This is a genomic window from Pseudomonas sp. D47 (genome assembly GCF_045447305.1).
In the GTDB taxonomy this organism is placed as follows: Bacteria; Pseudomonadota; Gammaproteobacteria; order Pseudomonadales; family Pseudomonadaceae; genus Aquipseudomonas.
The window spans coordinates 1-20,035 of sequence record NZ_JBJGXU010000005.1 but is presented as its reverse complement, the minus strand read 5'-3'; the positions used below and the strand labels follow the sequence as shown (position 1 = coordinate 20,035).

The following is a 20,035-nucleotide window of genomic DNA, read 5'->3' as shown; positions in this document are numbered from 1 at the left end:
AAGTGAAATTCAGGCGGGCTTGACCCGCTCTGAAGGCCTGCGTACCCCCGCCACGATCTTGTCCACCGCCTTCGTCGCCGCCACCATGCCGAAGGTGGCTGTCACCATCATCACCGCGCCAAACCCACCGGCGCAGTCCAGCTTCACCCCATCGCCGACAAAACTCTTCTGCAAACAGATGCTGCCGTCCGGCTTCGGGTAGCGCAGCTGCTCGGTGGAAAACACACACGGCACGCTGTAATGGCGGGTCACGGTGCGCGAGAAGCCATAGTCACGGCGCAGCGTAGAACGCACTTTCGAGGCCAATGGGTCGTTGAAGGTGCGGTTCAGGTCGCAGACCTGGATCAGCGTCGGGTCGATCTGCCCGCCCGCGCCGCCGGTGGTGATGATCTGGATCTTGCGGCGCTTGCACCAGGCAATCAGCGCGGCCTTGGCGTTGACGGCGTCGATGCAGTCGATCACGCAATCAATGTTCGGGGTGATGTACTCGGCCATGGTGTCTCGCGTGACGAAGTCCGCCACCGCATGCACGGTGCAATCCGGGTTGATGCTGCGCAGGCGTTCGGCCATAACTTCGACCTTGGGCTTGCCCACCGTGCTGTCCAGGGCGTGCAACTGGCGGTTGCTGTTGCTGACGCACACATCGTCCAGGTCAAACAGCGAAATTTCGCCCACCCCGCAACGGGCCATGGCTTCCGCCGCCCACGAGCCCACGCCGCCGACGCCGACGATCGCCACATGGGCCGCCTTCAAGCGTTCCAGGCCTTCAATGCCATATAAGCGGGCGACGCCTGCAAACCGCGGATCTTCTGTGCTCATGACCATTACCCCAAAAACCGGCGCGCATTATGGACTACACGGCGACAAGATCGAAGCGACAAGCTACAAGTAAAGAACTTCGATGGTCTTTCGCTGACTAACGTCCGGCTTTTCTCTGTCTGCTGTACGCTCAGGGAACGGCCGGTGTAGGATGCGCGCCGTTCGGTGTAGGCCGACACCTCTTTTCGTTCCACACCTTTTGGAACCCGAAATAGCCATGTCATCGCGTAAATTTGGACTCAACCTGGTAGTGGTGCTGGCAATTGCCGCGCTGTTCACCGGCTTCTGGGCGCTGATCAACCGCCCGGTCACTGCCCCCAACTGGCCTGAACAAATCTCCGGGTTCTCCTACTCGCCGTTCCAGCAAGGCCAGTTCCCGCAGAAAGACCAGTACCCAAGCGACGAAGAAATGCGTCGCGACCTCGAAATCATGAGCAAGATGACGGACAACATCCGTACCTACTCGGTCGACGGCACCCTGGGGGACATCCCTAAGCTGGCGGAAGAGTTCGGCCTGCGCGTGACCCTCGGTATCTGGATCAGCCCGGACCTGGAACGTAACGAGCGCGAGATCCAACGCGCCATCGAACTGGCCAACAGCTCGCGCAGCGTGGTGCGGGTGGTGGTCGGTAACGAAGCCTTGTTCCGTGAAGAAATCACCCCTGAAGCGCTGATTGTGCTGCTGGACCGCGTGCGCGGCGCCGTGAAAGTGCCGGTGACGACGTCCGAGCAATGGCACATCTGGGAAAAGAACCCACAGCTGGCCAAGCACGTCGACCTGATCGCCGCGCACATCCTGCCGTTCTGGGAATTTATTCCGATGGACAAGGCCGGCCAGTACGTACTCGACCGCGCCCGGGACCTGAAGAAATTGTTCCCGAAAAAGCCGCTGCTGCTGTCGGAAGTTGGCTGGCCGAGTAACGGCCGTATGCGCGGGGGTAATGAAACGTCCCCGGCAGACCAGGCGATTTACCTGCGTACGCTGGTCAACAAGCTGAACCGCCAAGGCTATAACTACTTCGTGATCGAGGCGTTCGACCAGCCGTGGAAAGTCAGCGACGAAGGCTCGGCGGGCGCTTATTGGGGCGTGTACAACGCAGCGCGCCAGCAGAAATTCAACTTTGAAGGCCCAGTAGTCGCGATCCCGCAGTGGCGGGTGCTGGCCATCGGCTCGGTGGTGCTTGCGCTGCTGTCGCTGACCCTGCTGATGATCGACGGCTCGTCGCTGCGCCAGCGTGGCCGTACGTTCCTGACTTTTATCGCGTTCCTGTGTGGATCGGTACTGGTGTGGATCGGCTACGACTACAGCCAGCAATACAGCACCTGGTTCAGCGTGACCGTCGGTATCTTGCTGGCACTCGGCGCCCTCGGCGTGTTTATCGTGTTGCTGACCGAGGCCCACGAACTGGCAGAAGCCGTGTGGACCCACAAACGCCGGCGTGAATTTCTGCCGGTGGAAGGCGATTCGGACTACCGCCCGAAAGTGTCGATCCATGTGCCGTGCTACAACGAGCCGCCGGAGATGGTCAAACAGACCCTCGACGCCCTGGCTGCCCTTGATTACCCGGACTACGAAGTCCTGATCATCGACAACAACACCAAGGACCCTGCGGTGTGGGAACCGGTGCGCGACTACTGCGAAACCCTCGGCCCGCGCTTCAAGTTCTTCCACGTCTCGCCCCTGGCCGGTTTCAAGGGCGGCGCACTGAACTACCTGATCCCGCACACCGCCAAGGATGCCGAAGTGATCGCGGTGATCGACTCGGACTACTGCGTGTCGCCAAACTGGCTCAAGCACATGGTGCCGCACTTCGCCGACCCGAAAATCGCCGTGGTGCAGTCGCCGCAGGATTACCGCGACCAGAACGAAAGTACCTTCAAGAAGCTCTGCTACGCGGAATACAAAGGCTTCTTCCATATCGGCATGGTCACCCGTAACGACCGCGACGCGATCATCCAGCACGGCACCATGACCATGACCCGGCGCTCGGTGCTCGAAGAACTCGGCTGGGCCGACTGGTGCATCTGTGAAGACGCCGAACTGGGCCTGCGTGTGTTCGAGAAAGGCCTGTCGGCGGCGTATTACCACGACAGCTACGGCAAAGGCTTGATGCCGGATACCTTTATCGACTTCAAGAAGCAGCGTTTCCGCTGGGCCTACGGTGCGATACAGATCATCAAGCGCCACACCGCCAGCCTGTTGCGCGGCAAAGACACCGAGCTGACCCGTGGCCAGCGCTACCACTTCCTCGCGGGCTGGTTGCCGTGGGTCGCAGACGGCATGAACATCTTCTTCACCGTCGGCGCGCTGTTGTGGTCGGCGGCGATGATCATCGTGCCGACCCGTGTCGACCCGCCGTTGCTGATTTTCGCGATCCCGCCATTGGCGCTGTTCGTGTTCAAGGTTGGCAAGATCGTTTTCCTCTACCGCCGTGCGGTGGGTGTGAACTTGAAAGATGCGTTCTGCGCGGCGCTGGCCGGTTTGGCGTTGTCCCACACCATCGCCAAGGCGGTGCTGTATGGCTTCTTCACCACCAGTATTCCGTTCTTTCGTACACCGAAAAACGCGGATAACCACGGCTTCTGGGTAGCGATCTCCGAAGCTCGCGAAGAAATGTTCATCATGCTGCTGTTGTGGGGCGCGGCGCTGGGGATCTACCTGGTGCAGGGCCTGCCGAGCAATGACATACGCTTCTGGGTGGTGATGCTGCTGGTGCAATCGCTGCCGTACGTAGCTGCGCTGATCATGGCGTTCCTGTCGTCGTTGCCAAAACCTGCGCCAGCGGTTGAGCCGGCAACGGCTGAGTAAAAACTTGCGCAATGCACTAAACGGCGGCCTCTGGCCGCCGTTTTGCTATAAGATAACGGCCGTTTTGTGAGACTTGGCCTAGCCCTGCTTTCTACGGGAACTGGCTTGCCTGCGATGCAGACGCCGCGGTCTGGCAGGTACGCCGCGGCGATGCTATCGCAGGCAAGCCAGCTCCCACATTGAACCTGCGCCGATTCAGGTTCTGTATTCCACATTCGTCCAGCGCCCATTACACGCTTCCCGGAGTTTTCCCATGACGGCCCACGCCGACCTTTCGCCGACCCTTCAACTCGCTATCGACCTGATCCGTCGCCCCTCGGTGACGCCGATCGACGCCGACTGCCAGAAGCTGATGATGCAGCGCCTGGGCGACGCCGGCTTTGCGCTGGAGCCGATGCGCATCGAAGATGTGGACAACTTCTGGGCCACCCATGGCAAGCATGACGGCCCGGTGCTGTGCTTTGCCGGCCACACCGACGTGGTGCCGACCGGCCCGGTGCAGGCCTGGCAAAACGACCCGTTCGACGCGTTGATCGATGAAAACGGCATGCTCTGCGGCCGTGGCGCGGCGGACATGAAAGGCAGCCTGGCCGCCATGCTGGTGGCGGCCGAGCGTTTCGTCAGCGACTACCCGGACCACAAAGGCTCGGTGGCCTTTTTGATCACCAGCGATGAAGAAGGCCCGGCGCACCACGGCACCAAAGCCGTGATCGAGCGCCTGGCCACCCGCAAGGAGCGCCTGGACTGGTGCATCGTCGGCGAGCCGTCGAGCACCACGCTGGTGGGCGATGTGGTCAAGAACGGCCGTCGCGGCTCCCTCGGCGCGACCCTGACCGTTCGCGGCGTGCAAGGCCATGTGGCCTACCCACATCTGGCGAAGAATCCGATCCACCTGGCCGCCCCGGCCTTGGCGGAACTCGCCGCCGAGCATTGGGATGACGGCAACACCTTCTTCCCGCCGACCAGCTTCCAGATTTCCAACCTCAATTCCGGCACCGGCGCCACCAACGTGATCCCCGGTGACCTGACGGCGGTGTTCAACTTCCGCTTCTCCACCGAATCCACCGTCGAAGGCCTGCAACAGCGCGTTGCGGCGATTCTCGACAAACATGGCCTGGACTGGCACGTGGAGTGGGCGCTGTCGGGCCTGCCGTTCCTCACCGAACCGGGCGCTCTGCTGGATGCGGTTTCCGCCAGCATCAAGGCGATTACCGGTCGTGAGACCAAGGCATCCACCAGCGGCGGCACGTCCGATGGGCGCTTCATTGCCACCCTCGGCACTCAGGTCGTTGAACTGGGCCCGGTCAACGCGACGATTCACCAGGTCAACGAACGTATCCTGGCCAGTGACCTTGATGTGCTGACCGAAATCTACTACCAGACCCTGATCAAGTTGCTCGCCTGATGCTCGCTTGCCCCATTTGCAGCGCACCGCTCAACGCGGTGGACAATGGCGTGGCCTGCCCGGTCGGGCACCGTTTCGACCGTGCGCGCCAGGGTTACCTGAACCTGTTGCCGGTGCAGCACAAGAACAGCCGCGACCCCGGCGATAACCTGGCCATGGTCGAGGCGCGCCGCGACTTCCTCAACGCCGGGCACTACGCGCCGGTGGCCAAGCGCCTTGCGGAACTGGCCGCCGAACGCGCGCCGCAGCGCTGGGTCGACATCGGTTGTGGCGAGGGTTACTACACCGCGCAGATCGCCGAGGCCCTGCCCCATGCCGACGGCTATGCGCTGGATATCTCCAAGGAAGCGGTCAAACGTGCCTGCAAGCGCAACCCGGCGCTGACCTGGTTGATCGCCAGCATGGCGCGTGTGCCACTGGCCTCGGGCAGTTGCCAATTTCTCGCCAGCGTTTTCAGCCCCCTGGATTGGGAAGAGGCCAAGCGCCTGCTCAGCCCCGGCGGCGGCCTGATGAAGGTCGGCCCGACCGCCGGCCACCTGATGGAGTTGCGCGAGCGTTTGTACGACGAGGTACGCGAATACACCGACGACAAGCATTTGGCCCTGGTGCCGGACGGCATGAGCCTGGCGCATAGCGAAACCCTTGAGTTCACCCTGAGCCTGGCCGAACCCAAGGACCGCGCCAACCTGCTGGCGATGACGCCCCACGGCTGGCGCGCAAGTGCCGAGCGCCGCACCGAAGTGATCGAGGCTGCCGAGCCGCTGCAGGTCACGGTGTCGATGCGCTACGATTATTTCGTGCTTCAATAACCCACTTTTAAGTATCCGCGAATGGATTTTCGAATCCCGCAACGAGGAACATCCATGCGCCAACCTGATATCGAGATTTACCTGAAGGACGCCGACGTCGACCACAAGGCCATCGCCGCCTGGCTGGGCGCCGCCCTGGGCCCGTGCACCGACTGGGTCCAGAAAGGCCAAACCTACAAGTGTATAGCCGGCAGCGTGCCGGTTACCTGGCTGCCTAAGGCAGTAGGCAAGTGGAACAGCCTGTACCTGGAAAGCGACCAGACCCCGTGGGACGACGACATCGCCTGCGCCCGCGCTGCGTTTGCCGCGCTGAACGTAGAAGTGCGCTGCGCGCCGGGTACGTGGGTTGAGGAAGAAGGTGAAGAAAGCGCCGATCGCTGGATGCGTATCAGCGTGGACGGTGAAGAAGAGATCACCTGGAAAACCGCCTGATCTAAACCTGCAAACCCAATCAATGTGGGAGCTGGCAAGCCAGCTCCCACCGTTGATTGGGTTATCAAGGCAGGATGTGGTCTGCCTTACAGCCCCACTACATCCTCCGCCTGCAACCCCTTCTCGCCGGTCACCACGGCGTATTCCACCTGCTGGCCTTCGGCCAACGAGCGGTGGCCGTCACCGCGAATGGCGCGGTAGTGTACAAACACATCCTTGCCGTCCTCACGCTGAATAAAGCCGTAGCCTTTTGCATCGTTGAACCACTTCACATTGCCGGTTTCGCGCGTTGCCATCTGTTTTACTCCCACATGCTTTTATTGTTGAGTCGCTCGCATTGAACTGCCGAGTATAAGACAGGCTCAAAAACGATCAACTCAAGTTTACATCGCTGCTTTTTTGCCGATTTTCGGCGAATACGGCACACTACCCGCCCGAGCACCTGCTCGGTTTTTTCCACTTGAAGCAGCACGCCTATGACCCGCTCCCCGTTCCGCCGTCTAGTGTTTGGCACCTTGCGCCGACTGTTGTACCTCTGGGTTCGCTCCGAGACGATCAACCAGTCGTCCCTAACCCTTAACCTGGACCGCAGCCGGCCGGTGTTCTACGTCCTGCAATCGCCCTCCCTCACCGAATTGGCCGTGGTCGATACCGAGTGCACCAAGGCCGGCCTGCCGCGCCCGGTGCTGCCGGTATCGGTAGGCCCGCTGATCGAACCGACGGCGTTCTTCTACCTCACGCCGGAGCCCGACTGGCTCGGCCGTCAGGACAAGCGCGGCGCGCCGCCGACCCTGAACCGGCTGGTCAACACCCTGAGCGAACACGCCGAAGAGAATGCACAAATCATTCCCGTCAGCGTGTTCTGGGGGCAGTCGCCCGAGAGCGAGTCCAGCCCGTGGAAACTGCTGTTTGCCGACAGCTGGGCCGTCACCGGGCGCCTGCGCCGGTTGTTGAGCATCCTGATCCTGGGGCGCAAGACTCGTGTGCAATTCTCCGCGCCTATCAACCTGCGTGAATTGATCGAGCACAATAAAGGTCACGAACGCACCGTGCGGATGGCCCAACGCATCCTGCGGGTGCACTTTCGTAACCTGAAAACTGCGGTAATCGGCCCGGACCTGTCGCACCGCCGCAATCTGGTGAAAGGCCTGGTGAACATGCCACTGGTGCGCCAAGCCATCCTGGATGAAGCCGAACGCGAAAAGATTTCCCCGGAAAAAGCCAAGGCCCTGGCACTGCGATACGGCAACGAGATCGCCTCGGACTACACCTACACCGCGATTCGCTTCCTCGAAGTGGTGCTGAGCTGGTTCTGGAACAAGATCTACGACGGCATCAAGGTTAATAACAGCGAAGGTGTGCAAAAGGTTGCCCAAGGTTATGAGGTGATCTACGTGCCTTGCCACCGCAGCCATATCGACTACCTGCTGCTCTCCTACCTGCTGTTCAAAAACGGTTTGACCCCGCCGCACATCGCCGCGGGTATCAACTTGAACATGCCGGTGATCGGCAGCCTGCTGCGTCGTGGCGGCGCGTTTTTCATGCGCCGCACCTTCAAGGGCAACCCGCTGTACACCTCGGTGTTCAACGAATACCTGCACACCCTGTTCACCAAGGGGTTCCCGGTGGAGTACTTCGTCGAAGGCGGGCGCTCGCGCACCGGGCGCATGCTGCAACCGAAAACCGGGATGCTGGCGATCACCCTGCGCAGTTTCTTGCGCTCCTCGCGCATGCCGATCGTGTTTGTGCCGGTGTATATCGGTTATGAACGTGTGCTGGAAGGCCGCACCTACCTTGGCGAGCTGCGCGGCGCGAGCAAGAAGAAAGAGTCGATCTTCGATATTTTCAAGGTGGTCGGCGCGCTCAAGCAGCGCTTTGGCCAGGTCGCGGTCAACTTCGGCGAGCCGATCAAACTGGCCGAGTTCCTCGACGCCGAGCAACCCGACTGGCGCGCCCAGGAGCTGGGCCCGAACTACAAACCGGCATGGCTCAACGAAACCACCAACCGCCTCGGCGAACAGGTGGCCCGCCACTTGAACGAAGCCGCTGCGGTGAACCCGGTGAACCTGGTGGCCTTGGCGCTGCTCTCCACCACGCGCCTGGCCTTGGATGAACAGGCCATGGCGCGCCAGTTGGACCTGTACCTGGCGCTGCTGCGCCGCGTGCCCTATTCGCCCCATACCACCTTGCCGGAAGGCGATGGCTTGGCCCTGATCAAGCACGTCAAGGACATGGACCTGCTGTCGGAACAGAGCGACGCACTGGGTAAGATTTTGTACTTGGACGAGCAGAACGCCGTCCTGATGACCTATTACCGCAACAATGTGCTGCACATCTTCGCCCTGCCGGCGTTGCTGGCGAGCTTCTTCCAGAGCAGCTCGCGCATGAGCCGCGAACAGATCCTGCGCTACACCCGCGCGCTCTACCCGTACCTGCAATCGGAGCTGTTTATCCGCTGGTCACTGGACGAGTTGGACGCGGTGGTCGACCAATGGCTTGAGGCATTCGTTGAACAAGGCCTGCTGCGCTTCGAGAATGACGTGTACCTTCGCCCAGCCCCGAGCTCACGGCATTTTGTGCTGCTGACGCTGCTGTCCAAGAGCATCGCCCAAACGCTGCAACGCTTCTACATGGCGATCTCGCTGCTGCTCAACAGCGGCCAGAACAGCATCAGCGCCGAAGAGCTGGAAGACCTGTGCACGATCATGGCCCAGCGCCTGTCGATCCTGCACGGTCTCAACGCCCCAGAGTTCTTCGACAAGAGCCTTTTCCGACATTTTATCCAGACGTTGCTGGAGCAAGATGTGTTGCGCCGCGATGAGGCGGGCAAGTTGAGCTACCACGACCTGCTCGGTGAATTGGCCGAAGGTGCGGCCAAACGCGTGCTGCCGGCCGATATTCGCCTGTCGATCCGCCAAGTGGCCTTGCATCGCGTGGATGGCGCAGCCGAGGCGCCAGCCGAAGCTCAAGCTGTCAAACCTGAAGAAAGCCGCTAGATTGAATGAGGCGTCGGGCGGTTTCCGGCGCCGTTGAAAAGGAGCTGTACCATGAAAAAGATCATCCTCCTGGGCCTGACCGCCCTGCTCGGAGCCTGCCAATCTATGACCCCAGCCCCAAAGGCCAGCCTCGACGGCGAAGTGTTTTACCTGCAACGCATCGCGCTGCCGCCCGCCGCCACCCTGAGCGTCAGCCTGCAAGACGTGTCCTTGATGGACGCCCCGGCCGTGACCCTCGCCGAACAGAAAGGCCCGGTCAAAGGCCAAGTGCCGCTGGCGTTTCACCTGAGCTACGACCCGGCCCAGATCAAGCCCGGCCACACTTACTCGGTGAGCGCTCGCATCGAGCTGGATGGCAAGCTACTGTTTATCACCACCGAACGGCACGCGGTGCAGCTCAACGGCCAAGACCCACAACCGCTGCGCCTGCGGGTTGATGCGGTCGCACACTGATCAGTCCATTTTTAAAGGAAGCGCTCATGCTCCGTAACTCCCTTCGCCTCACTGCCCTGTGCGCCGGCCTGTTGTTCGGTGCCAACGCCATGGCCCTGGACCTTGGCAGCCTGTCCCAAGGTGACGCCAGCGGCGGCCTCAAGGATGCACTGACCCAAGGCGCACAGATCGCCGTGAAACAACTGGGCAAACCCGGTGGATTCAGCAGCAACCCCGAAGTGAAGATCGGCCTGCCCGGCAAGCTGGGCAAAGTCGCCGACAAACTGAAAATGTTCGGCATGGGTGATCAGGTCACGCAACTGGAAACCAGCATGAACAAAGCGGCAGAAACCGCCGTGACCCAGGCTCAACCGATCCTGGTCAATGCTGTGAAGAACATGAGCGTGACCGACGCCAAGGGCATTCTCACTGGAGGCCAGGACTCGGCCACGCAATACCTGAACAAAAGCAGCCGTGAAGAGATCCGGGCCAAGTTCCTGCCGATCGTCAAGGCCGCCACCGACAAGGTCGGCGTCGCCCAGCAGTACAACGCTTTGGCCGGCAAGGCGGCAGCGTTTGGCGCAGTTGATGCCAAAAGTGCCAACGTCGAAAGCTACGTGACCGAACAGGCGCTGGACGGCTTGTTCAAGATGATCGCGCAGCAGGAAGAAACCATTCGCAAGAACCCGGCGGCGGCGGCCACCAGCCTGGCGAAGAAGGTGTTTGGCGCGCTGTAAACCTCAACACTGTGCATCAATCACTGCGCCAAGGCCGCTTATCACGGGCCTTGGCGCAGTTGTTTCAGGCTAAGCCTCTTAGCGGTTCAGCGAAAAAAGCGGGGACAAAGGCTGGTAGGGCAACTGATGCTCACTGACCGCAAACGGGTGCAGGTGCGGCGTGTGGTGATGCGGTTTGGCAGGGTGGGTATGACCGACGGCTGGCTGGGATGGATGAGTGTGGCCAATGTTGGGTTGCCCAGACACTGGCGTGCGCGGCCTTGCCGGCTCAGACCCTCGAGGGGACACAGTATTGCCCAACAAAGCCCCAAGAAACGCACCTTTGAAAGCAGCAATCGCATTAAAAAAAGACATGTAACACTCCATTAACTCATTGAAATAGCCTCGACCGCCAACAGGCAAAGTCGAAACCTGTGCCTGTCCATCAGGCATTTCTGAGTGGAGTAAAAAAGGTGAGCGTTCCACATGACTCGATGCCGCTTTGCATCGGCATGTAAATCAATGAATAACCGAGTCCGCCAACCGCCCCATCATGAGCGTGGCAAAACAGCCGATCGCCACGGACGTCGCGCGGTTGATCTTCAACGGCGTCAACCACGCCTGCTGCCCCCCTTCGAAGCGACTGCCCAGCACGATCCAGGCAGACCCTACAGGTATCACCACCAGCGCGAGCGTGGCCATGAACCCGACATAGCCTTGCAACGAGGTAAAGGCGCTGAGCGGTGCGATAAACGAAACGATCAGCAAGCCTTTTGGGTTCATCACGGTGAGCCAGAAGAAGTACAGGCCGGAGAAACGGTCACGGCTCGAATCGACGGCGCTGTTGTGACGTTGCCACAACGTGTAAGAAAGCTTGAGCAAGTAGCAGACAGCCACTAATTGCGTGGCTTTTACGGCCCATGGAGACCAGGCCGAAAGGTAGAACAACGCCGCCCCCCAGGCAGAGACCTGAAGCAGATAAGCCAGGCATTCGATAAATGCCATGCGCCACGACGCGGCAAACCCAAACAGCAACCCCGCACGCATCAACAGGGTGTTCGTCGGCCCCGGCACGACCAGCAGTAACAGCAATGCAGAAACGGTCCCAAACATGGGGATTATCCTCGGCCGCAAATGACTCTGCGTCAGTGCGACTACGTCAATGTGAATGACCAGGCGACCGTCGCTACCATCAGAATTGCGAAGCTTACGTTAAGTCGTCGACTCCACGTGGGATGGATAAATAACCTACGCATCTTGCTGCCCGCTAAGAGCCACAAAAAGTCGAATACCACGCACACCAATAGACAGATAAACGCTTTTACAGCCTGTTCCCAGGCGGGTGTCGCGCCCAAGGTAAAACTGCCCAACAACGCCGCAAACGCGGCATACGCTTTTATGTTCGCAGCCCCCAACACAAATCCGGCACCCCATCCCGGCGTGATGACGGACTGTTCGTCGTTTATGGGCGGCGCAGTACCAATGCGATAGGCCAGCCAAAAAATATAAACAATGGAAATAACCGCCAGTGCCGTGGCCAGTACCGGGAAGCTGTGCAAGACCACATACAGGCCCGTGGCAACCCATGCCATGGCAATGACTAACCCCAGCGTGATGCCGAGGAAAAACCGCATCGAGCGCTTCATCCCATAGGCTGCCCCACTCGCCGCCAACGCCAGGGTAGCGGGGCCAGGGCTTGCGAGTAAGGCGATGGCTGCGACGGTAAAGGTGAATGTCGCCTGGTACATGGAAAGCGGGGAATCGGGCATCGATGAATCCTCCACAACAGCGCTCGCGACGACTTAGCGGGGCAGTCCATTTTCGTGACAGTAATAGACGGTCCTATGGTTTTTCATGAAGTCGATCACACCATTGGCAACCGCCATCGGGTCCTCTTTGTGCAGCAGTACCTTGGCTATCTGCTCGGCGATCCAGGCCATCTCGGGCTCTTTCATGCCTAGACGTGTGGCTTCAACGGTGCCCAGTCGAATGCCCGTTTCTCTGTAAGGGTCGGTGTCCCAGGGCAGCGGCATCTCGTTGGCGATGATATTGGCCGCCTCCAGGCACTGCACAGCTTCGCGACCGCTGGCAAAGGGTTTGGAATCAATCACGATCTGATGGGTTCGGGTGTATCCCTGCTCTCGATAGAAGGCGGTCACGCCTCTACGGTCCAGCTCCAGCGCCAACACCTGTGCGTTGCTCACCACTTGCTTCATATAAACCTGCCCGAACGCCAACATCTCGGTGGCAGCCACCGCCAATGCAGCCACGCGGTTGATCTGGTGGCTGCCGGTCAGGGTGGGGAAAATGGCGTCGTGCAGAGGCGCGGTCAATGCTGCATCGTTCCATGCGATGACTCCGCCCTGGGGGCCACTGAATGTCTTACCAGAAGAGCCTGTCATAAGGTCGGCGCCCTCTGCCAACGGGTCCTGAAACAAACCGGCGCTGATCAGGCCCAGTTGGTGGGCCGCGTCGAAATAGACCTTTCCATCCCAGGGTGAAACGATCCCTTTGATATCGGCCAGGGGCAGCGGAAACAAGGTCAGCGTCATACCCAACCCAATCACCGCAGGCTTCAGGGCCTGGGCGACTTCGCTGAAACGTGTGAGGTCGATGTCCGCAGTTTTGTGCACAAAGGGAATGTCCCACACCTTGAGCCCACGCACACCGGGCGGCCCATTGGTGCGATTGCTGGTATCACCGCCCCTGATCACCGGGACGGTCATAACATTGTCCTCGGGCCGCGCCAGTGCCGTGTAGGCGGCCATGACAGCCGCCATTCCGCCCATCAATCGATGATCGGCGTGCTCGACGCGCAACGTCATTTTCAGCAGTTCCACGCACAGCGATTCCAGCTCGTCGATATTCTTCATGCCGGAGAAAAACCGGTTGTCACGTCCGATATTCCCGCCCGATGCACGCGTGCCGACTTCACTGGACAGCAGCGCGCGCACGGACGGGCTGGTAGGTGACTCAGCAGCCACGAGATTGATGCACTGCTGAGCGCGCCACTGTTCATTTCGAACGACTGCCGCCCGGACCAGATCGGCCATGGCTGAGTGTGATTGCGCCTGTTTGAGCAAGGCATTAGCGCGCCGGAGACAGTGAATGTCATGCATGATCATGATCCCGTGGGTTTATGTAACAACCAGACAGCCGCGTTTTACGTCAGGTTTTTAGCGGCCTCTGCATGCTGGTCTTCCCACCAGCGATCATTGCCGTGCAGATTTCGGACAAGGTCTTTTTCAGCCGCCCACGTCATGTTGAGGATGATCCGGGTGGCATCTTCATTGAGTGGAATGGTGCGATGCAGCGTGGTGTCGGTGCGCAGGAAATAAATATCCCCAGTCTTAAAGCCGTACGTCGCAATCGGGTTACTGCACAGCAACTCGTGAATCCTCGGGTTGGCTTTGTCCCACGAGGTATGAGGCACGCATTGCAGCATTCCTCCCTTGGCAATCGGCGGTGTTTCGATAATCCATATCAGCGCGAAGCTGTAATCGCCCCAGTGCCAGCCGTGGGTATCACCTTTGCGTTCCTGCTTGGTGATCAAATACTCCTCGTCCCTGGAGACGGAGGGGACAACACGGGTACCTGCGATCACGGATAAGGTATCGAGCAGCACTTCGGACTTCGACAGCGTGTTGATCAGCGGGCTGTTCTCAGCGATAAATTCACTGCGTACCACACTCATGTAGCGCGGCGTGTTATCGGTCGTTGCCAAATGCAAGTCACGACGTTCAAGTGGGTGCTCGATCAAACTATTGACGGCAGCCGTTATCTTTTCGCGCACACCGTCATCGACAATATCGCGCAACTGTATAAACCCATTGCGCGCAAACTCATGACGCAGTGAAAACATTCGCTCTTCGGGAAAGTTATTATCATGGTGTTTTTTCAGGCGAGCCTCATCAAGTACATCGTTCATTTCAATCCCTCGACAAATAGATCAAGTTGAAATAGCAGCACAGTACTGCGTATGACTGCAGGCAAAACAATAGGTAGGGATTTCCTAAAAATCCATTTTTTTTTGATGGATCTGTGGTATGTAAGATTTTCACGCTATTTCATCAATGTTCGTAAGGTCCATCTAATGAAAAGGCTTACAAAAAACGATCAGACACTCGACCCCGTTGATCGCGCGCTGATTGTTGCCCTGCACCAGAACGCCCGCGCGTCTATCCGTGCGCTTAGTCGGCAGGTGGGGCTTTCCGCCCCAGGATGCAGCGAGCGCCTCAAGCGCCTGGAGGTCGCGGGCGTTATAACGGGGTTCAGCGTGGAGTTGGACGCGCAGGCCCTGGGGTTTGCGCTACAGGCACTTGTACGGATAAAACCGCTCACTGGAAAGTTTCAAGAAGTGGAACAACTACTGTCAGAAATGGCCGAGTGTATTCTTTGTTACAAAATTACCGGAGAGGACAGTTTTGTCTGTCATCTGTATACCGAATCCGTCAACCACCTTGACCACACACTGCAACGCATTACACCGTTAGCCGATACCAACACATCGATTATTAAAACCGTTGATAAAAAACTGCCCTTTTTTAAATAAACACCTGGGAGACATTCAGGCATTAACGGCAGCTATCGGATTTCAGGCTTTTCCCACGCCCCCTCCTCCTCAACCGAAAAGCCTTCACGCCTCCCCCCAGGAAACTAGTGTGCGTCCTTCTTGACGCGGAACCATGCCGCGTAAAGTGCCGGCAGGAACAAAAGCGTCAACGCCGTCGCCACAATCAACCCGCCCATGATCGCCACGGCCATTGGCCCGAAGAACACGCTGCGTGACAGTGGAATCATCGCCAGCACCGCCGCCAGGGCCGTCAGCACAATCGGGCGAAAGCGTCGCACGGTGGCTTCGATGATCGCTTGCCACGGCGCCAGGCCAGCCTTGATGTCTTGTTCGATCTGGTCGACCAGGATCACCGAGTTACGCATGATCATCCCCGACAACGCGATGGTCCCGAGCATGGCGACAAAGCCGAAGGGTTGGCGGAATACCAGCAGGAACAACGTCACGCCGATCAAGCCCAGCGGCGCCGTCAGAAACACCATGGCGGTGCGTGAGAAACTGCGCAGCTGCAGCATCAGCAACGTCAGTACCACCACGATAAACAGCGGCACCCCGGCCTTGACCGAGTTCTGGCCACGGGCAGAGTCTTCGACGGTACCGCCGACTTGCAGCAGATAGCCATCCGGCAGTTCGGCGCGCACACCTTCGAGGGTCGGCAGGATTTGCTGGACCAGGGTTGCCGGTTGCTCCTTGCCATAGATATCGGCGCGCACGGTCACCGTCGGCAGGCGATTGCGGTGCCAGATAACGCCTTCTTCGAAGCCATATTCGAGGGTGGCGATCTGCGACAGCGCCACGCTTTTGCCGTTGTCGGTCGGCACGGCCAGGCTCGGCAACAACGACAGCTCGGTGCGCTCGTGCACGGTGCCGCGCAGGAGGATCTCGATCAACTCGTTGTCCTCGCGGTACTGGCTAACGCTGGAACCGGTGAGTGAACTCTGCAGGAATTTCGACAGGTTGGCGGTGCTCACACCCAGTGCCCGCGCACGGTCCTGGTCGATATTGAGGTAGACGATCTTGCTCGGTTCTTCCCAATCCAGGTGCACGTTGACCACGTGGGTATTTTCGCGAACTTTGGCCGCGACTTTGCGCGCCAGGGCGCGGACTTCTTCAATGTGTTCGCCGGTCACACGGAACTGCACCGGGTAGCCCACGGGTGGGCCGTTCTCCAGGCGTGTGACCCGCGAACGCAGCTCGGGGAATTGTTCGTTGAGGGTTTCGATCAACCAGGTGCGCAGGCTTTCGCGCTCCTCGATGGTCTTCGCCAGCACCACAAATTGCGCGAAGCTGGCGGCTGGCAGCTGCTGGTCCAATGGCAGGTAAAAGCGCGGTGAACCAGTGCCGACATAGGCCACATAGTTGTCGATGCCGGCGTGTTCCTTGAGCAAGGCTTCCAAGCGTTTGACCTGGTCAGCGGTGTTGCTCAGGGAAGCGCCTTCAGCCAGTTTGAGGTCGACCATCAACTCCAGGCGACCAGAGGCGGGGAAGAACTGTTGCGGCACAAAACGGAACAGCGCGACCGAGCCGATAAACAGCAGCAGGGTCAGCACGATCACGGTTTTGCGCCGACGCACACACCATTTAACCAGACGTCTTACACGCTGATAGAACGGTGTGCCGTAGGGATCTGGCCCATCGGTGCCGTGTTTGGCGGCATGAATTTTCGCCAAATCCGGTAAGAGCTTTTCTCCGAGGTAGGGCACAAACACCACGGCGGCAACCCATGAAGCCAGCAACGCAATGGTCACCACTTGGAAGATCGAGTGTGTGTATTCACCGGTGCTCGATTGCGCAGTGGCAATCGGCAGGAAGCCCGCCGCGGTGATCAACGTACCGGTGAGCATCGGGAACGCGGTGCTGGTCCAGGCGAAGCTCGCGGCCTTGAGCCGGTCGTAACCCTGTTCCATTTTGATCGCCATCATTTCAACGGCGATGATCGCGTCGTCGACCAGCAAGCCCAGGGCCAATACCAATGCGCCAAGGGAGATCTTGTGCAAGCCGATGCCGAAATAATACATGCTCGCAAAGGTCATCGCCAGCACCAGCGGAATCGCCAGAGCCACGACCATGCCGGTGCGCACGCCAAGGGAGAAGAAGCTCACCAGCAAGACGATGGCCAATGCTTCAGCCAGCACTTGGACGAACTCGCCGACGCTGGTTTTCACCGCTGCCGGTTGGTCCGACACCTTGCGCAGCTCCATACCTGCCGGAAGGTTCTTTTGCAGGCGTGCGAATTCGCCTTCGAGGGCTTTGCCCAATACCAGGATGTCGCCGCCGTCACGCATGGCCACGGCCAGGCCGATGGCGTCCGCGCCCATGTAGCGCATGCGCGGTGCCGGTGGGTCGTTGAAGCCACGGTGGATGTCGGCCACGTCGCCGATACGGAAGGTGCGGTCACCCACACGAATCGGGAAATTGCGAATCTCCTCCACTGTCTTGAAGTTGCCCGACACGCGCAGTTGCACGCGCTCGGTCGGGGTTTCGAAGAAGCCGGCGGTCGAGACCGCGTTCTGCTCCTGCAGGGCCTGCTGCACGGCGGCCAACGGCAGGCCGAGGGTGGCGAGCTTGAGGTTGGACAGCTCGATCCAGATCTTCTCATCCTGCAGGCCAAGCAACTCGACCTTGCCCACATCCGGCACGCGTTGCAGTTGAATCTGGATGCGGTCGGCGTAGTCCTTGAGCACGGCGTAGTCGAAGCCGTCGCCGGTCAACGCGTAGATATTGCCGAAGGTAGTGCCGAATTCATCGTTGAAAAACGGCCCTTGGATGTCCGGCGGCAAGGTCTGGCGAATGTCGCTGATCTTCTTGCGCACCTGGTACCACAAGTCGGGAATCTGCGCCGAGTGCATCGAGTCGCGGGCGATAAAGGTGACCTGGGATTCACCGGGCCGCGAGAAGGAGACGATGCGCTCATATTCGCCGGTCTCCATGAGTTTTTTCTCGATGCGCTCGGTAACCTGGCGCGAGACTTCCTGAGCCGTGGCCCCGGGCCAGTTGGTCTTGATCACCATGGCCTTGAAGGTGAACGGCGGGTCTTCGCTTTGCCCAAGCTTGGTGTAGGACAGCGTGCCGACCACCGCCAGCAGGATCATCAGGAACAGTACGATCTGGCGATTACGCAACGCCCATTCGGAAAGATTGAAACCCATCGGGGACTACTCCTTGTTGGCCGCCAGATTCACCACACGGTTGGAGCGATCCACCGGGCGCACTTGCTGGCCCTCATGGAGCACATGCACGCCCGCTGCGATCACCCAATCAGTGGCGGTCAGGCCTTCCAATACCGGCACAGTTTTTTCACCGAAAGCACCGATGCGCACCGGGGTGCGTTTGAGCGTGTTGTCCGGTTGCACCAACCAGACGTAGGACGCGCCGTTCTCCGCACTCAGGGCCGACAGCGGCACCGACAGCGCAATCACGCCATCGGCCTGTATGAATACGCGGGCACTCTGGCCCAGTTCGGCCGGGACTTTACCGCCGGTGAACGCGACGCGGGCGGCAAAGGTGCGCGATTTCGGATCGGCAGCGGGTGACAGCTCACGAATGCGCCCGGCAAAACGTTGGTCGGGCTGGCTCCACAATTCCACCGACACCGGCTGGCCGATCTTGAACCGGCCAAAGCCTTGTTCCGGCAGGCTGATCAGGACTTCACGCTCGCCATCGGTGGCCAGGGTGAACACGGTCTGGCCGGCCGCTACCACTTGGCCGACTTCCACCGCGCGCTTGGCAACCACGCCGTCCTGGGGCGCACGCAACACAGCGTAACCGGCCTGGTTGCTGGACACGTCGAACTCGGCCTTGATCTGCTTCAGGCGTGCTTCGCCTGCCCGGTAGAGGTTTTCGGAATTGTCGTACTGGGAACGGCTGACCATCTGACGGTCCATCAGGGTCTTGTAGCGATCGCGCTCGGCGCGCACCAGGCTCAGGTTGGCCTCGGCGGCAGCGACCTGGGCACGGGTGGCTTCCAGTTGCAGGCGCACGTCCTGTGGGTCGAGTTCGGCCAGCGGTTGGTTGGCCTTGACCCGCTCACCCTCCTCCACCAGGCGTTTGCTGACTTTGCCGCCAATGCGAAAGGCCAGGTCCGGCTCATAACGGGCACGCACCTCGCCAGGGAAACTGTCCATCGCCTGCGCCGAGGGCTGCGGCTGCACCACCATAGCGGGGCGGATGGTGGTTTGGGCCGCTTCTTCATGGCCGCAAGCGGCCAACAGGAAGACCAGGCTGACAGGCAACGCAAGGGGCAGGAAAGTGCTGCGCATGCTGAAGGACCTTTCGCAAATGGAGCTAGGAATAATTATACTTGCCGGCATGTTATTAATACCAAACTCGCCAGTCCAGTATTAAAGGTGAAAATGTCCGACAATCCTGTAAACACCAATAGCCCCGGGCGTCCCAAGGACATGGCAAAACGCCAGGCAATTCTCGAAGCAGCGAAAATCCTGTTTTTGAGCAATGGCTACGCCAGCACCAGCATGGATGCCGTGGCCCTTGAGGCCGGCGTGTCAAAACTGACCGTCTACAGCCACTTCACCGACAAAGAGACCTTGTTCACCGCCGCCGTTGTGGCGAAATGCGAGGAACAGTTGCCGGTGATGTATTTCGAGCTGCCCGCAGGCATGCCCGTGGACACCGTGCTGCTGAACATCGCACGCGGCTTTCATCGGCTGATCAACAGCGAGGAGTCGGTAAACCTGCACCGCCTGATGATGACCACCGGCAATCAGGACGTGAAACTCTCACAGATCTTCTTTGAAGCCGGCCCCATGCGCATGCTGCAAGGCATGGAGCGCCTGCTCAGCCGCATCGACCAGAGCGGCGCCCTGAGCATCGATAAACCGTTTACGGCGGCCGAGCACTTCTTTTGCCTGCTCAAGGGCACGGCAAATTTCTGTTTGCTGTATGGCTGTGGCGGGCAACTGAGTGAAGAAGCCGCCGAAGCGCATGTGCAGGAGGTGGTGGGGTTGTTTATGCGGGCCTATAGGGCCTGACGCCGGGTTGTTGAGGGGCTGCTGGGTGAATATCCGTTATTTCGATAACGGCTGAT

The 20,035-nt window shown here is 59.7% G+C and carries 17 protein-coding genes; 9 read left to right on the top strand and 8 right to left on the bottom strand.

Going from position 1 to position 20,035, the window contains the following annotated elements; translation table 11 throughout:
- Window positions 1-9: 9 nt before the first annotated feature.
- Window positions 10-819 (bottom strand): tRNA cyclic N6-threonylcarbamoyladenosine(37) synthase TcdA, encoded by an 810-nt coding sequence (gene tcdA, locus ACI77I_RS05810; RefSeq protein WP_371917659.1) that lies wholly within the window; start codon window positions 817-819, stop codon window positions 10-12.
- A 217-nt stretch (window positions 820-1,036) separates the two neighbouring features.
- Here tcdA and ACI77I_RS05805 point away from each other — a divergent pair, with 217 nt between their 5' ends.
- The 4 genes from ACI77I_RS05805 to ACI77I_RS05790 all read left to right on the top strand — a co-directional run bounded on the left by ACI77I_RS05805 (window position 1,037) and on the right by ACI77I_RS05790 (window position 6,274).
- Window positions 1,037-3,628: a glycosyltransferase gene (locus ACI77I_RS05805; RefSeq protein WP_406997118.1), complete on the top strand. Its 2,592-nt coding sequence runs from the start codon at window positions 1,037-1,039 to the stop codon at window positions 3,626-3,628.
- Window positions 3,629-3,881: 253 nt separating this feature from the next.
- Window positions 3,882-5,033, top strand: coding sequence for a succinyl-diaminopimelate desuccinylase (gene dapE / locus ACI77I_RS05800; RefSeq protein ID WP_094950064.1), 1,152 nt, complete (start codon window positions 3,882-3,884; stop codon window positions 5,031-5,033).
- Complete coding sequence (locus ACI77I_RS05795; protein ID WP_094950065.1) at window positions 5,033-5,842, top strand: putative RNA methyltransferase; 810 nt, start codon at window positions 5,033-5,035, stop codon at window positions 5,840-5,842. Before dapE ends, ACI77I_RS05795 begins: the two co-directional genes overlap by 1 nt.
- A 54-nt stretch (window positions 5,843-5,896) precedes the next feature.
- Entirely contained in the window at window positions 5,897-6,274 is a 378-nt protein-coding gene (locus ACI77I_RS05790) for a hypothetical protein (RefSeq protein ID WP_094950066.1), read from the top strand.
- Window positions 6,275-6,360: 86 nt separating this feature from the next.
- Here ACI77I_RS05790 and ACI77I_RS05785 read toward each other — a convergent pair whose 3' ends face one another.
- Complete coding sequence (locus ACI77I_RS05785; RefSeq protein WP_032891681.1) at window positions 6,361-6,570, bottom strand: cold-shock protein; 210 nt, start codon at window positions 6,568-6,570, stop codon at window positions 6,361-6,363.
- A gap of 180 nt (window positions 6,571-6,750) precedes the next feature.
- On the opposite strand from ACI77I_RS05785, the gene plsB reads away from it, so the two are divergent.
- From plsB to ACI77I_RS05770, 3 genes are read left to right on the top strand one after another with little or no spacing between them, the layout of a single operon-like run.
- A complete protein-coding gene (gene plsB, locus ACI77I_RS05780) occupies window positions 6,751-9,270 on the top strand; it encodes a glycerol-3-phosphate 1-O-acyltransferase PlsB (RefSeq protein ID WP_406997117.1) in 2,520 nt (839 codons plus the stop codon).
- Window positions 9,271-9,321: 51 nt separating this feature from the next.
- Window positions 9,322-9,723 carry a YbaY family lipoprotein gene (locus tag ACI77I_RS05775; RefSeq protein ID WP_094950068.1) on the top strand — a complete coding sequence of 134 codons (402 nt, stop codon included), beginning with the start codon at window positions 9,322-9,324 and terminating at the stop codon, window positions 9,721-9,723.
- Between the two features lie 26 nt (window positions 9,724-9,749).
- Window positions 9,750-10,439 carry a DUF4197 domain-containing protein gene (locus tag ACI77I_RS05770; RefSeq protein WP_094950069.1) on the top strand — a complete coding sequence of 230 codons (690 nt, stop codon included), beginning with the start codon at window positions 9,750-9,752 and terminating at the stop codon, window positions 10,437-10,439.
- A 498-nt stretch (window positions 10,440-10,937) separates the two neighbouring features.
- On the opposite strand, the gene ACI77I_RS05765 is transcribed toward ACI77I_RS05770, so the two are convergent.
- Genes ACI77I_RS05765 through ACI77I_RS05750 form a run of 4 tightly spaced genes read right to left on the bottom strand, consistent with a single transcriptional unit; the run spans window position 10,938 to window position 14,346 of the window.
- Window positions 10,938-11,531: a LysE family translocator gene (locus ACI77I_RS05765; RefSeq protein WP_242154734.1), complete on the bottom strand. Its 594-nt coding sequence runs from the start codon at window positions 11,529-11,531 to the stop codon at window positions 10,938-10,940.
- Between the two features lie 41 nt (window positions 11,532-11,572).
- A complete protein-coding gene (locus tag ACI77I_RS05760) occupies window positions 11,573-12,187 on the bottom strand; it encodes a LysE family translocator (protein WP_094950071.1) in 615 nt (204 codons plus the stop codon).
- A 33-nt stretch (window positions 12,188-12,220) separates the two neighbouring features.
- A complete protein-coding gene (locus tag ACI77I_RS05755; protein WP_406997116.1) occupies window positions 12,221-13,537 on the bottom strand; it encodes a serine hydroxymethyltransferase in 1,317 nt (438 codons plus the stop codon).
- A 44-nt stretch (window positions 13,538-13,581) separates the two neighbouring features.
- Window positions 13,582-14,346, bottom strand: coding sequence for an ArpA protein (locus tag ACI77I_RS05750; protein WP_406997115.1), 765 nt, complete (start codon window positions 14,344-14,346; stop codon window positions 13,582-13,584).
- A gap of 51 nt (window positions 14,347-14,397) precedes the next feature.
- On the opposite strand from ACI77I_RS05750, the gene ACI77I_RS05745 reads away from it, so the two are divergent.
- On the top strand, window positions 14,398-14,970 hold the full coding sequence (locus ACI77I_RS05745; RefSeq protein WP_242154728.1) for an Lrp/AsnC family transcriptional regulator: 573 nt from the start codon (window positions 14,398-14,400) through the stop codon (window positions 14,968-14,970).
- 104 nt (window positions 14,971-15,074) lie between these two features.
- Here ACI77I_RS05745 and ACI77I_RS05740 read toward each other — a convergent pair whose 3' ends face one another.
- Window positions 15,075-18,140, bottom strand: a complete 3,066-nt coding sequence (locus ACI77I_RS05740; protein WP_406997114.1) for an efflux RND transporter permease subunit — start codon at window positions 18,138-18,140, stop codon at window positions 15,075-15,077.
- Between the two features lie 6 nt (window positions 18,141-18,146).
- The gene (locus ACI77I_RS05735) at window positions 18,147-19,250 is read right to left on the bottom strand and encodes an efflux RND transporter periplasmic adaptor subunit (RefSeq protein WP_094950075.1); all 1,104 of its coding nucleotides are present in this window, start codon (window positions 19,248-19,250) and stop codon (window positions 18,147-18,149) included.
- A gap of 93 nt (window positions 19,251-19,343) precedes the next feature.
- Between ACI77I_RS05735 and ACI77I_RS05730 the strand changes: the two genes are divergently transcribed.
- Complete coding sequence (locus tag ACI77I_RS05730) at window positions 19,344-19,979, top strand: TetR/AcrR family transcriptional regulator (protein ID WP_094950076.1); 636 nt, start codon at window positions 19,344-19,346, stop codon at window positions 19,977-19,979.
- Window positions 19,980-20,035: the final 56 nt, after the last annotated feature.

Coding starts and splice junctions, on each gene's coding strand:
- tcdA (WP_371917659.1), bottom strand. CDS start 819: ATGAGCACAGAAGATCCGCGGTTTGCAGGCGTCGCCCGCTTATATGGC.
- ACI77I_RS05805 (WP_406997118.1), top strand. CDS start 1,037: ATGTCATCGCGTAAATTTGGACTCAACCTGGTAGTGGTGCTGGCAATT.
- dapE (WP_094950064.1), top strand. CDS start 3,882: ATGACGGCCCACGCCGACCTTTCGCCGACCCTTCAACTCGCTATCGAC.
- ACI77I_RS05795 (WP_094950065.1), top strand. CDS start 5,033: ATGCTCGCTTGCCCCATTTGCAGCGCACCGCTCAACGCGGTGGACAAT.
- ACI77I_RS05790 (WP_094950066.1), top strand. CDS start 5,897: ATGCGCCAACCTGATATCGAGATTTACCTGAAGGACGCCGACGTCGAC.
- ACI77I_RS05785 (WP_032891681.1), bottom strand. CDS start 6,570: ATGGCAACGCGCGAAACCGGCAATGTGAAGTGGTTCAACGATGCAAAA.
- plsB (WP_406997117.1), top strand. CDS start 6,751: ATGACCCGCTCCCCGTTCCGCCGTCTAGTGTTTGGCACCTTGCGCCGA.
- ACI77I_RS05775 (WP_094950068.1), top strand. CDS start 9,322: ATGAAAAAGATCATCCTCCTGGGCCTGACCGCCCTGCTCGGAGCCTGC.
- ACI77I_RS05770 (WP_094950069.1), top strand. CDS start 9,750: ATGCTCCGTAACTCCCTTCGCCTCACTGCCCTGTGCGCCGGCCTGTTG.
- ACI77I_RS05765 (WP_242154734.1), bottom strand. CDS start 11,531: ATGTTTGGGACCGTTTCTGCATTGCTGTTACTGCTGGTCGTGCCGGGG.
- ACI77I_RS05760 (WP_094950071.1), bottom strand. CDS start 12,187: ATGCCCGATTCCCCGCTTTCCATGTACCAGGCGACATTCACCTTTACC.
- ACI77I_RS05755 (WP_406997116.1), bottom strand. CDS start 13,537: ATGCATGACATTCACTGTCTCCGGCGCGCTAATGCCTTGCTCAAACAG.
- ACI77I_RS05750 (WP_406997115.1), bottom strand. CDS start 14,346: ATGAACGATGTACTTGATGAGGCTCGCCTGAAAAAACACCATGATAAT.
- ACI77I_RS05745 (WP_242154728.1), top strand. CDS start 14,398: ATGACTGCAGGCAAAACAATAGGTAGGGATTTCCTAAAAATCCATTTT.
- ACI77I_RS05740 (WP_406997114.1), bottom strand. CDS start 18,140: ATGGGTTTCAATCTTTCCGAATGGGCGTTGCGTAATCGCCAGATCGTA.
- ACI77I_RS05735 (WP_094950075.1), bottom strand. CDS start 19,250: ATGCGCAGCACTTTCCTGCCCCTTGCGTTGCCTGTCAGCCTGGTCTTC.
- ACI77I_RS05730 (WP_094950076.1), top strand. CDS start 19,344: ATGTCCGACAATCCTGTAAACACCAATAGCCCCGGGCGTCCCAAGGAC.